The organism is Paraburkholderia sp. BR13444 (genome assembly GCF_040948755.1).
GTDB lineage: Bacteria > Pseudomonadota > Gammaproteobacteria > Burkholderiales > Burkholderiaceae > Paraburkholderia > Paraburkholderia youngii.
The window spans coordinates 1-12309 of the sequence record NZ_JBFPKM010000020.1 but is presented as its reverse complement, the minus strand read 5'-3'; the positions used below and the strand labels follow the sequence as shown (position 1 = coordinate 12309).

Sequence of the window (12309 nt, the reverse complement as noted above, 5' to 3'; positions counted from 1 at the left end):
GTTGCCTGCTTCAACCCATGAGCAAAAGAGCGAGAGCGAAATGAAGGGCCTAGTCGAAGGGGAGTTCAGAATGCCGTTGGTAGCGCGAGGCGCGAGACAAGCCATACTGGCCGTGTCGTTACTGTTATGCATCACAGCGGTGAATGCAGATGAGCCGGTAGTTAAGAACCCTCATTACGGTCCTTATAGCCAGCAAATCGCGTCGGTCGGGTCGTGGACAGTGAAACAAGGCTTTGTCTCGCTAGACCCAGCAGACACCACGAGTTTGATGGAAGCGATGCATAACCCCGGCATCACCAATTCGTACCTGTACGCGCCAGACGGCATGAAGGGCTGGTTTGCCGTGGTCAGCTACCAGAATACCGGTCATGTAAGCGACGATGAGAAAATCGACCCAGAGACGATTCTTGAGCAACTCAAGCAAAATACCGCACACTCAAACGAAGAACGGCGAAACCGAGGATGGCCCGAGTTGCACATCATAGGGTGGCAAGTTGAGCCGCACTACGAGCCGGATACTAAACGATTGTCATGGGCGACGCTTAACGAATCCAACGGAACGCAAGCCGTAAACTACACCACCAAGGTCCTGTCGCGGACAGGTGTTGCGACTGTGGTGTTGGTGACCGACCCGGGGCGCCTGGACCAATCGGTCGCCGAACTGAAAGCACAACTGGATGGTTTCGCGTTCAACCCGGACCAGACCTACGCCGAGTTCCGGAGCGGCGACAAAATCGCAGAATACGGTCTCACCGGATTGATTGTTGGCGGTGCGGCAGCTGCGGCCGTAAAAACCGGCGCTTGGAAATGGGTGGTGGGCATCCTTGCTGCCGGGTGGAAGTTCGTCGCTGCTGCGGTTCTTGCAATGCTCGCGAGCGTTAAGTCCCTCTTTAAGCGGCGCGGCGCGTGAGTACGCTGCTCGGCGACTACAACCGCCTGCTTGCGCTCTCCATCTGGCTATTCTTTGCAAGCGGACTTCTAGTGTTCAAGAGCCCCGGGCACGGGGTCGCGTACCTCGGCCCTAGGGAAATGCGGCTGCGGTTCCCGTCATGGAGAGCGGCCTTCGGTCGACGCCTCGCGCTCCTCGTCAATCCGATTCAGTCGTTTTGGCCAATGGCGGATGTACAGTTGTTCGCACCGAGTCAGGAGGGCGCGATGAACAACCTCGTCGTGTCCGCACACCAATTGGCGCGTTCGATGCGGCGTGCTCGCCCGCTTTTGTTCGTTGCAACGGCAGTCGTCGTCATCGTCATTCCCATTTGGGTATTAACGCGCGGAGCCGACCTGATATTCATTGCCTTAGCCGGAGTCGGCTATGCGCTTTACGCCGCCGCAGTAGGTTTGCTACTGCGTTCGGGAAAGCGAGCAGACCGCCATCGAATCGGCGAACAGTGGAAGACGCTATTGGAGCCGTTGCTGTGCCTGCCCTACGGAGCGCATCTTTGCCGGAAGCTGAGCGAACGCTATGGCCTTTCGGTGCCTCTCATCGACGTTCTCCGTTCCCAGGCGCCACTCTCTTTTGCAGACCTTCAAGACCTTATGTCGCACATTCAGGAACTTCGGAGTACAAGCAACGACGCGCAAGAACTGGCTTTCATTACGGAACTTCAGGCCATCGTCGAGACTCGGCTCGCGGGGCACTCGCAATGAAACTTGTCATTCTCGCAATCTTTGCGCTCATCGGTTTTTGGGTTGTAGGCGCCTTCATCGAGCACTTTCAGAAGAAGACGCCGGCGACGGGAGGTTCCGCACGCACAAACGCAGGCAGCCCTGATTCCGAACCGAGCCCGGAACCACAAGAGGTTGACCCCGTTGAGGAGGCTTGCCGAGTCCTCCAACTGAACCGACCTTTTACTACCGAGCAGCTCCGTGCAGCTTATCGTCAACGCATGTCTCAGTACCATCCCGACAAGGTGAACAGCCTCGGTCCCGAATTCCGGGAGCTAGCCGAAAGCAAGTCGAAAGCGATAAATCAAGCTTTCGACTTACTGACGAGACTGGGAACCCGGTAAGCTTCGCGCTCGCTATCAGCAACTTGTCTAGTGCATCGGAGAAGAGTGCGAATCTGACTGTCGAATTGGTCGCGGGAGAATAAAGCGACAGATGTACTTTCCCCGAAGTGCAAAATGCGAGTTGCCGCGACTCACAATGGTCTAACGGCGCGGCCCAAACGAGCTGGAATTCGCCGAGCTAGTCGAAGTCCACATTCCCGGCGCGATACAGCTCGGCTAACCGTCGAATCTGCTCGGGCAGTATGCGACCAAGCGACAGCGGAGGGAGGTCTTCGAGACTGAAAAAATCAACGCTATCCGTCTCAGAGCCGACTATCGCTCCGGCCTTCTCAGTCGCGCCAAGGAACACCAATTTCCAAATGTGAAACGCGGACGGCGGATGAGCATGCTTATTCATGTCCCAGACCGCCAGAAGACGTTCGATATGCACCGTGTATCCGCTTTCTTCGCGAGCCTCCTTCGCTGCATTGTCCGCCGGCGACAAACCTACGTCGGCCCAACCACCCGGAATTGACCACAGTCCGTCTGCAGCCTCGCGGACAAGCAGAATGCGACCGACTTCGTCAAAGACTGCACATCTGACGTCGAGCTTCGGATTCGCGTAGCCTGATTCTAACGAGAATAGCTCAGCGACTTTGCCTGTATCCATCGACGCTAGTTCGGCAATCTGGTTGTGAGCGATACTCGCAATCTCCTCGTAGCGTTCCCTGTCGAAGGAGCCGGTAGCGTAGTGCAGCCCAGTCTGCGCGATTGCCAGCAGGCGGCGGGCTTGGCCAAGGCGGGTTGGTGACTGTCGGTCTGCGGGAAACTCTGGCATGAGAGGACGACGACGAAAGGTGGTTGGAATAGGCCACGTTGATGGGGGTGTCCAGGCGCCGGCTGGCCATGGCGTCGCCGCCTTGCCAGCGTGCTGTCCGATGGACGCCTTCCTGTACGCACCAACAGTTACCGAGCACTTCCTTAATGCTGCCCTGCGTTCAGCAACAACCAAACTTGGTGCGCCGATGGCCCGGCAAAAATGCGAGCAAACACCGCCCGGCACTGCGAGCAAGTGTAGTGCTCCTCTCGCCGCGAATCTTCAACCGTCCCGATGCCGTTGAGGACAAGGTCACGATGCGGCGGCTCGCCGGCCGGCTTGCCGTGGAGGTCCGCGCACTGGGCACAAGGTTGAATCCAAAGGTCCATTCGATAGTCCGATTACAGAGCGCCTCGCGACTCGCAAGTATCTCCACTAGCCTCCACGATACCGTGCATTCAAATCCGTGGCTCGTTTATCGAATGCTGTTGTCAGACATTGCGCATCCCCGCAACTGTGCGTGACCGCGTCCATCCAGCGTTCCTGCTCGATGCGAACTCCATTGTCGACGTGACCAAGCCGACTCTGCGCTGCCTCGTATGCCTGCAGTTCCCGCTGGCATGTGCTCGACAAGAGGGCGTTGTTGCAAACATTGCTGCCAAAATACGTTCCGTCCTGACTGCACGGAACGCTGGGAGCGTTGTACGTCGCCTGGGGCGCAACTACGGGATTGTTTGCTTTAATGCTCTGCAGCGCAGCTGGCCGTTCAATTCCTGCTGGCTTCAATCCGGCTTCCATCTTGTTGGCTGGGGAAGCTGCCCGCCGGGCTCGACCAGCCCGGATGAGGTGGCTGTGTCAGTTCTCATGTGCGCCAGAAGCTCGGGCATCGGAGTCGAGACACTAAGCTTCTCATGCCGTTCATACTTCAAAATTGCTGCGTTAGTACGCGTTCCAAGCGTTCCATCTGCCTGCCCACGAAGATAGCCGTGCGCTATTAGAAATCGCTGCACTTCGCGACGCGTATCGAGGGGCGACTCGACAACGGGCGCTGCATCTGCCTGCCGCGATGCCAAGAATTTCGCGAAGAACCGGTTGACGCCACCTTCTTGGGCCGTGTGAGTGACCGCATAATTTGCAATAGGCGTTGTCGCACTGGTAATGGGTGGAACCCAATGCATCGCGCCGGCGGCTCCGTAAAGTGCCCCGGTGAAGGAAGCTGACATCGTCACGAGGCAAGCGGTTTTGAGAGGCGCCCAGTTACGACCGCGCTGCCGGTATTCAGCCGGTACCTTGAGCCGCAGTAGCGAGCTAACTGTGGCGCTCAATGCCCAACCAACTGGCGAAACGACGACCATGACAGCGCCGGCGAACCCCATACCAACGCAAAGCGGCAGCAGGGCTTGCCATGTGTGTGCCGGAGAGAATCTAAGGAAGTTGTGGGCAGCCGAGACAAACGCCGCAACGGTGGGAAGCAACGCGACCAATGCCCAGGCGGCCCGTGAGTTCGCTGGCGAGACCTTGTCGAGGGTATGAAGGAACACTATACCGAAGGTCTCTGCAGACTCGGCCGATATGAAGCCTTCTGCAACACGAACCACGACTGGCGCAGGATTCGACCTCGACTCTTTCCCGAGCTTGGCAACACTCCGCATGGCTTGGTCGAGCACAGGAACACTTCGGAAGACGGCAAAAAGCCGTTTCGCCTGTCGGCGGATATTGGAACGGCCGTCTGTCCCGTTCCCCAGTGTCGCAGCGATGTCATTCAATTCGCCGCGTAGAAGCTGGTCGAAAATCGGCGGAGTCTTGATTGGGATGACGTTCAAGCCGACGGCAGCCACAGCATACGGAGTTTTGGCGACATCAAGGCCGAGCTCTACGACATCAGCCGTACCGGTGTAGCGCACAACCCAGTTATCGCTTTCGTTGTATTCAGTACCCGCAAGGTCAAAAGGTACCAGTTCCCGCGCGGCCTCTGCGCCTCTACGCTCTAGTGCCGCGACCAGTGCTTCCGCAGCGAGTCCACTGTGCCTGGGAACGTGCCACCACGGCGTGGCAACTGAGCGCACGTTGGAAATGTCCGTGAAAAATCCGTGCCCCGAGCACGCTCGACAAGTCTGCTTTCCAGAGCCCCCGCAACTCGTGCACACAACCCGACCACCGCCGCCGCACGACGAACACGAGCGTCGAATATTCTCCGAATAGGTTTCGTTGTTTCGGCCGTTCCAGCGCGTACGCGTGACCATCTGGTTATGCGAACCGCTGCCCCCGCATCCGCTGCAGGTTCGCCTACCTCCACCAGAACACCCGCCACAGGAAACCCGGCCACTTCCAACGCAAGGTGCGCACTTTCTGAAGACCGAATACGAACCGAAGTCATGAACGGGCTGAGCGGTAGACGACCACCGGAGAGAATCTGCCCGGGCGCTATCAATGCGCTGCATGAAAGCGCCGCGTATATCCCTGTTTCGTACCGCCTGCTCGCACAGATGGCGCACATGATTCTGATGGTCGCCTGTCTTGTATCCAAAGTGACCATTCGCAATCGCGGCATTGCCGTGCGAAGTCGAGGTGGTGACTTCGTGCGCAAATCTCCAAACGACAAATGCGGTAGCCAGATACTGCTCCGTCAACTCGCTGGTGGGGACTATGTCGTCCGCGTTGACGTTATTTCCACCGAAGAGATTTCGAAGGTTATGTAGAAGCGTGCTGCCTTTGCGACCAAGTTGCATGGTGAAGTTCGTCTTATCCAGTGTATGCTTGGGCACTTCGCGTGACCTTATCCTTGGATTATCGGCATTCACTGCATAGTACTTTAGTACACACCAATTTTTAACTCGATGCATTCAAGAATATGTGAATTGCATATCATTGCAGCTATTTTCGTTGCGACGGAGCTTTAACTTGTACCTGTTCAAAATTATTATTAAAGGGTTCAGGCGCCTCGAGCATCTCGAGGTGCGATTTAAGGAAGGTCTGAATGTTCTGGTGGGACCGAACAATGCGGGCAAAACAGCCATCATTGATGCCCTACGCGTGTTGCTGTCGACAGGCGAAGACGGGGCGCTTCGGCTAACAGTGGACGACCTGCACGTTGACAAGACCGGAGCCCGTGCAACTGAAGCGTCGTTTGAGTATGTCTTCCGCGGGCTCAGCGTCGACGATGAAGCTGATTTTCTCACTGCTCTGCGACCGTTCAAGGGTGCCGCGGGCCCTGAGTATGAAGCCCATCTCAGTGTCCGCTGCTCGTCAGCGGACATGGGAGGGCGGCTGCGTATAAAACGTTGGTGTGGCGCTCACGAGGAAAACTCGGTGACCACAGAAATGCTTGAAGACCTTCGTGCCGTCTACCTGCAGCCGCTGCGAGACCCGGCGCAAGGGCTGAGGCCGAGTCGCACGAGCCAGCTGGCAAGGTTGGTGCGTCGACTATCCGACCCCGTGACGCAGAAGGAGGTCGTCGACGCGCTTGATACGCTCGATAAAGATTTGCAGAAAACCAAGCCGATTGCTGACACCGCGAGCGCAATAACGAAGCGGCACGGCGAGATGCTCGGCGAGGTGCTTCGGCAAAAACTCGCGTTGAACCTGAGTCCCGGTGATTTCCAGCGTGTGGCGGCAAGACTTTCGCTCGCGGTCGAGAGCTTTGACGTAGAGCAGAATGGCTTGGGGTTCAACAACCTTATCTACATGGCGGTTGTTCTCTCAGAGCTCTCCCTGAGCAAGGAGGCTGCGTACTGCGCTCTGATTGTCGAAGAACCGGAGGCGCACCTTCATCCACAGTTGCAGGCAGTGCTTCTGGACTATCTGAGTTCAGTGCAGACGCCAGCGGCTGGCGAGAAGCCGGTCCAGGTCTTCGTCACTAGCCATTCACCCAACTTTGCGAGCTTGGCCGACATCGACGCTATCGGCTGTGTTTATCACACTGCCAACGGGCCGGCAGCCTTCTTTCCCCGGGAAGTTGCGTTCGACAAAACCAAGAAGGAGAAGCTGCAGCGCTATCTGAACGTCACCCGCGCCGAAATCTTCTTTGCACGCCGGATTGTGTTCGTTGAGGGGGCGGCCGAGCTGTTCTTGTTCGAAGCGTTCGCGACGAAGCACAAAGTGAATCTGAAGAAGCACGCCGTGAGTGTTATCAGCACGGAGGGTCTCAACTTTGATGCGTTTCTTCCGCTTTTCGGCAAGGGCAAGCTGGAAATCCCGGTGGTCGTTCTGACTGATAGCGACCCGACAAATTGCTATCCGCAGCCTGAGGATGTGGTCAAGAAGTCTGGCGCGGCCGAGGGTATTGCAGCACTGGAAGACGAGTTCGTGAAACCGTTCTTCGCGCAGAAGACGTTGGAATATGACATCGCGTTTGATGCGACCAGCCGGTCCACAATGCTCAAGGCCCTCGCGGAACTCCATCCAGTAATCTCAAAGGAGCTTGAGGCCGAAGTTCTTGCCGCCGATGAAAAGGAGCGGGCGAAAGCTTTGTTCAAGGGAATGTTCGAGCGTGGCGAAGGAAAGACGAAAGTCCAGAAGGGCGCCTTTGCTCAGTCGCTCGCCCACGCCGTCATCTCAGACGGTTGCGACATTGTCGTTCCGGGGTACATTGTGAAAGCGCTCGAGTTCGTCGTGGCGGAATGAGATGGAATTCCAACCAACGAAAGAGCAGTCCGACATTATCAATGCGGACCTGTCACCCCATTGCGTCATCGCGTGTCCCGGCAGTGGAAAGACGGCGACCGCGGTTCGTCGCCTCCTGAAAATTCGGACCAGGCTGCAGGATGCCCGCGGCTACATAGCCCTGTTCTCATATTCGAACATTGCCGTCGAGACGTTTCGAGGCCGATACCGCGAGCTGAGCGCCGGTCTCCCTCCTTTTGCGGACCGGGTTCTGATTGAAACCGCTGATGCGTTTCTTGCGAGCTACATCCTGCGTCCCCACGGGGGGCGTGTGATGGAAGCGTCGCGAGCGCCGTTTCTTGTCACAGGCAACGAGCCGTTTCTTCGAGGCGCGAAAATCTCCGATGGCACCTATCCCCACGACATCAGTGAGCTACGCATCAAATTCTTGCCGTCATTAGGGCAATTCGAATTTGCCGTCCAGCCACCTGGAAGAGCCGCTATTGTGGTCGACAGCGGAGTGGCACAGGCTGCAATCAGGAAGGTAGGCAAGATGGGAGCCTACACCTATGAGCTCGCACGCTACTGGTCACTGCTGACGCTAGTCGAGGAGCCTCGAATTCTGAAGGCTTTGGCCACACGCTTCCCGCACTTGCTTGTTGATGAAGCGCAGGATATAGGTCCTCTGCATGGGCTGCTTATATCGTTGCTTTCAGAGGCAGGTTCAATTGTGAGCCTTGTTGGGGACCCGAATCAGGGCATCTACGATTTCGCTGGAGCCGATGGAAGTTTTCTTCGCGACTATGCGAAGACGGCAGGTGTTACTTGCTTTCCCTTGTCGGAGAACAGACGCTCAGTCGCGACTATAGTCGATGCATCCAACTCTTTTGCCGTCACCAAATCGACGCCATACCGCACCGCTTGTGACCGCACGCACGGCGTCTTTTACCTTCAATACGACGAAGACAACGTCGATGCGCTCGTAACAACGTTCAAGGCGATTCTTGAGGCCAACAAATACACGGCCGCGGAGGCGGCAGTCTTGTGCCGGAGCGCGTCGACGGTTGATAGGCTCAAAGGAGGTGGACACGCCGTGGGGCAAGGCGCCACGGAACGCTTTGCGCTGTCCGCCCTGGCCCGGGACCGGCATGGGGATATCGCGGCTTCATTTGAAAATGCGACCGCTGGGCTGGTGAAGTTACTGGCTTCGCCTGAAAACACTTTGTATCGTGACATCCTTGACACGTCAGCGACAGGAGATGTGAAAGTTCTTCGTCGGGTGCTCTGGGGCTTCGTACGTAGCGCTGCAAACGGATTGCCTGATACGCAAATGCCCGGCAAGGGTAAGTGGCACCCACAGTTGAAGAAGCGCCTTGCGCTTCTGTTGGACGAGATGGAGGCCCGGACCTGCTATAAGCGGTCGCCAACCTGGACGAGCAATCTGACCGTCGCGAAGCTGGGTGACGAGCCACTGTGGAAAACAGACCTTGCGCAAGGCGATGAAGCCGCTATCCGGGTGGACACAGTTCATCAAGCTAAAGGGGAAGGCATCGCCGCAGTTCTGTTCGTTGCCCGGACGGCAGACCTCACGAAACTCCTTGCAGGCATGCACACCGAAGAGGGGCGTATCGGCTACGTTGCAGTCACTCGCGCGGAAGACCTTCTAGTCATAGGCGTTCCAAACACTGCTCCGAAGAAAACGGGCAAGGAGCTAGAGGGACGAGGAATTCGAGCGTGGCCTGCGTGAAGCTAACAGACGAGCCTTGACCTCTGTCGCGGGCGTCCTAGAAGCCAACTAGCTGATATCTGCCCGATGTCATGCATAGGCATCGGGCCACCAGCACTGGTCGAGAGCGATTTCAGACTGCGTTAAAGCATTGGATTTCGAGACATGGCAAACACATGCTCTTCGCAAGCGCATGACTATGTAAATCCGCAGTCGCAGAGTCATCGAGCACTTTTACAATCGCTTTTGTGCCCCATCCACACTCTCAATCCGGCGAACTGAGGGGTCAGTAGCGTAGCGCGCGCAATCTCGATGAGTCACTCGCTCCACTATAGACGCAGCAAGTTCAACCAGTTTTCAAGACTACTTTCGTCAAACCATAAATGAAAAATTCAAAATTCATCGATGCAGTCATAGAGATGATTAAAACGACCAATAACTCGGTGCCTACCAAAGAGCAATTCGCGGAGGAGTTATCGAGAAATGGAGAACATGTAAGCGAATGCCCGCGAGAAGAACGTCGTGAAAATACTCGCATGCTAGAGCTGGTTTTCTTGCTAACTCTTGAACTCGTCGAGGAAAAATACGGGAACAGCAACGTGCAAATCTTCCCTACACCACAGTTCAGGAAAGACGGAAAGGCGTCTCAAATCGGCACCGCAGGTGGCGACCACACGACCTTCGGTGTGGGGATTGGTGCTGACGTAACGACCTGGGAGCAAGTTTTCTACGAATTGTGTCACGAGTCTGTCCACCTTCTAAATCCTGTAGTCAACATCGAGACCACCTCGGTCAGTTCAATGGACGAAGGCGTAGCCGTAAAGTTTGCTGAAGATTTGTATGCAAGATTCATAACCTCATACACGGGTCGCGAACCGGCTATCAGCCCGACGCATGCAGGAGTTGCTCATCCTTATCGAGTGGCGTTCGATATCGTTCGAAAAATTCCGGATAGCGTGCTTAAAGAGATTCGAGCGGAATTTGGCGCGTTTTCGCAAGTGACTGATGAAATCAAGTTGCTCAAATTCGCTTCAGAGTACATCAGTGAAGAGGAGGCGCGGGTGATTTGCTTGCCGTTTTCGTATTCGAAAGGAATTGGTCAGACGTCCATGCGGTGAGTCCCGTCCCTCCAGTGTTCATCGGATTTTGGGGCCGGTGGTTCGATAGCTCAACATCACCACTCGGCCAGTGACGTCCAGTTTCCTGACTGCAGCGAAGGATGGCAGCGTGGTTGCCTGCCGTAGCTAGCTCAAGAAATTCCGGTTCCGTGCCGAAATTTACTCCCCGGTCGTTCGGCCTGTGGGAGAGTAAACCCGAGAAACAAGTGGCAGGTACGGGAACATCTATCGGCCGGGCGTGTGAGTCTCGTCGCACAAGTTCTGGCGAGCGCGGTACATTGCGCGTAAAGTGAATCGAGCTCTCGGTTTGTACGCTGTTTTCTCGATGGCTCAAGCTGCCAACCGATGTTCGTAATACGGCCGCTCCCTGTCATCAAGTATGGCGTAAATCGCGGCCAAGTCGGACGCATCCGGGTTAAGCCACGTGTCGATATTGTCAGGCTTTATAGGAATGATGCACCGGTCATGACCAGCTGCGGCGACTTCTGGAGGAGGTTCGTCTGTGATAGCGGCGAATGAAAGCAGGTCCGGTTCCCCCGGCGCGCTCCATCGTGACCACAGACAGGCCACGTGCATCAGCTCGCCGTTGCTCGGACGGAATTCGAGAACGACATTCTCATCACGCTCGTGAGTTTCAAGTAACGTGTTCTCGAACTTTGCCTTGCTCACATTCTCGTAGAAAACTTCGACGAGAAGGACAGCATGCGTGCGCCCAAAGCATGGTGCCCAAAAACCTTCGAGACTATCCCGGCGCGCGTTGTACGTGCCCGGATATTTGACATCGTAAGACGCGGGCTTTCCAGCGATGCGGCACTGGTAAGGCATCGGTTTGACTACCCGTTGTCCGTTTTCCATCACCATCACCGGAGCATAGTTGCCAGGAAAGATGCGCGAGTCGCGCGCTTGTGGCTCGGTTCGCTGCAGGTCTTCGAGTTTGCCCTTCGCCCAAGCGATTTTGTCGGTGGCGATTCGCTGACTTTCCGTTGCGGCTTTGGTTACCTTCGTCTGCAACGTGCGTTCGGCGTCGGCCAACCGCTTGCGCTGTTTGAACAGCTCCTGCTCGAGCTTTGTCGCCTGCACCGAGGTGAACCGGACAATAAGAGCATGGATTTCGCGCTCTGCCTCATCCTGCGGTTCGGCGAAGGCATCTTCCATAGCCTTTGGTATTTTCGCCTTGCTGACGCCCTCCGTGCGCTCAAAGAACAGGCGCGCGAACTCGTGGATATCCATCACGGCGCCAAAGGTGCGCACAAACTTCCGGTAATCTGCGACGACCTGAGCCGAGTAGCACATGAATGCCTCCGTTCGATGTGGCCATGATAAGCACTTCCGGCGTGGCCGCTCTACAGGACGATGTTCAAGTTTGGTACTACCGTCGTGAACTCGCGCCCCGCCTCGCTTTGGCGACGCTCAATGGCAACCTGAACCGTAGACTGGCGGGAAAGACGCACATGCCGCGACAGCAGGACGGGAGTAGGCTGAAGGGCAATCGCCAGGGGCTCGGCGCACGAGGGGCCCCGCCGTTTGACGATGTCGACCGTCAATCCGTCAGCCGATGGTTTGAGCGCCAGCCGCAACAACGCTGGGGATGCGTCCTGCGCAGCGGCGAGCGGTCGCACCATAATAAAAAGTGTCTCGGACGACTGCGCAGCCAGATGCAGACGCCGCAACGATGACGCTTGAGCATACTGGGTCCAAAAAACGAGCGCCCCGCAGCTTCCCGCCCGCAGAATCTGTTCAACCGACCAGAGCGAGTCCGCTGTCTTCGGTGCTTTGACGTAAAGCATTTGGTCGAGCGACAGGCCGATGTAGCTGAGCCCGAGACCCTCGGGTGTATGCGGCGGCTGTACGAATGCGACGGGCCGCTTGCCTGTCCCGCTCAGCGCGGGACGCAACAACCGGAGTTCGCCAACGCCCGGGTGCTGTACCGTAAGCGGTCAATAAAAGACGCCCTTCCATCGAGGGGCAGAAGGTCAGAAGCTAGGTGTCCACGTGGACACCTGCACACTGACACTGATGACAGAGAACAAAGACCTGAAGAGCCGTCTGGTGATT

At 56.6% G+C, this 12309-nt stretch carries 10 protein-coding genes and 1 pseudogene; 7 read left to right on the top strand and 4 right to left on the bottom strand.

Annotation, left to right across the window (positions count from 1 at the left end; genetic code table 11):
- The first annotated feature begins 40 nt into the window (after positions 1-40).
- From AB3X95_RS34245 to AB3X95_RS34235, 3 genes are read left to right on the top strand one after another with little or no spacing between them, the layout of a single operon-like run.
- Positions 41-910 carry a DUF2167 domain-containing protein gene (locus tag AB3X95_RS34245; RefSeq protein WP_368623602.1) on the top strand — a complete coding sequence of 290 codons (870 nt, stop codon included), beginning with the start codon at positions 41-43 and terminating at the stop codon, positions 908-910.
- The gene (locus AB3X95_RS34240) at positions 907-1650 is read left to right on the top strand and encodes a hypothetical protein (protein ID WP_368623601.1); all 744 of its coding nucleotides are present in this window, start codon (positions 907-909) and stop codon (positions 1648-1650) included. Before AB3X95_RS34245 ends, AB3X95_RS34240 begins: the two co-directional genes overlap by 4 nt.
- Positions 1647-2012: a DnaJ family molecular chaperone gene (locus tag AB3X95_RS34235; RefSeq protein WP_368623600.1), complete on the top strand. Its 366-nt coding sequence runs from the start codon at positions 1647-1649 to the stop codon at positions 2010-2012. Before AB3X95_RS34240 ends, AB3X95_RS34235 begins: the two co-directional genes overlap by 4 nt.
- 178 nt (positions 2013-2190) lie before the next feature.
- On the opposite strand, the gene AB3X95_RS34230 is transcribed toward AB3X95_RS34235, so the two are convergent.
- On the bottom strand, positions 2191-2829 hold the full coding sequence (locus AB3X95_RS34230) for an NUDIX hydrolase (protein WP_368623599.1): 639 nt from the start codon (positions 2827-2829) through the stop codon (positions 2191-2193).
- A 761-nt stretch (positions 2830-3590) separates the two neighbouring features.
- Complete coding sequence (locus tag AB3X95_RS34225) at positions 3591-4874, bottom strand: peptidoglycan-binding protein (RefSeq protein WP_368623598.1); 1284 nt, start codon at positions 4872-4874, stop codon at positions 3591-3593.
- Between the two features lie 309 nt (positions 4875-5183).
- On the opposite strand from AB3X95_RS34225, the gene AB3X95_RS34220 reads away from it, so the two are divergent.
- The 4 genes from AB3X95_RS34220 (at position 5184) to AB3X95_RS34205 (ending at position 10254) form a co-directional block, all read left to right on the top strand.
- Positions 5184-5507, top strand: coding sequence for a hypothetical protein (locus tag AB3X95_RS34220; RefSeq protein WP_368623597.1), 324 nt, complete (start codon positions 5184-5186; stop codon positions 5505-5507).
- A 202-nt stretch (positions 5508-5709) separates the two neighbouring features.
- On the top strand, positions 5710-7431 hold the full coding sequence (locus AB3X95_RS34215; protein WP_368623596.1) for an ATP-dependent endonuclease: 1722 nt from the start codon (positions 5710-5712) through the stop codon (positions 7429-7431).
- Position 7432: 1 nt separating this feature from the next.
- Complete coding sequence (locus tag AB3X95_RS34210; RefSeq protein ID WP_368623595.1) at positions 7433-9157, top strand: UvrD-helicase domain-containing protein; 1725 nt, start codon at positions 7433-7435, stop codon at positions 9155-9157.
- Between the two features lie 362 nt (positions 9158-9519).
- Positions 9520-10254, top strand: coding sequence for a hypothetical protein (locus AB3X95_RS34205; protein WP_368623594.1), 735 nt, complete (start codon positions 9520-9522; stop codon positions 10252-10254).
- A 330-nt stretch (positions 10255-10584) separates the two neighbouring features.
- Here the strand turns inward: AB3X95_RS34205 and AB3X95_RS34200 are convergent, their stop codons facing one another.
- Positions 10585-11547 (bottom strand): SOS response-associated peptidase family protein, encoded by a 963-nt coding sequence (locus tag AB3X95_RS34200; RefSeq protein WP_368623593.1) that lies wholly within the window; start codon positions 11545-11547, stop codon positions 10585-10587.
- Positions 11548-11597: 50 nt separating this feature from the next.
- Positions 11598-12188: pseudogene (imuA, locus tag AB3X95_RS34195) on the bottom strand (translesion DNA synthesis-associated protein ImuA); the annotation flags it as partial.
- Positions 12189-12309 lie beyond the last annotated feature (121 nt).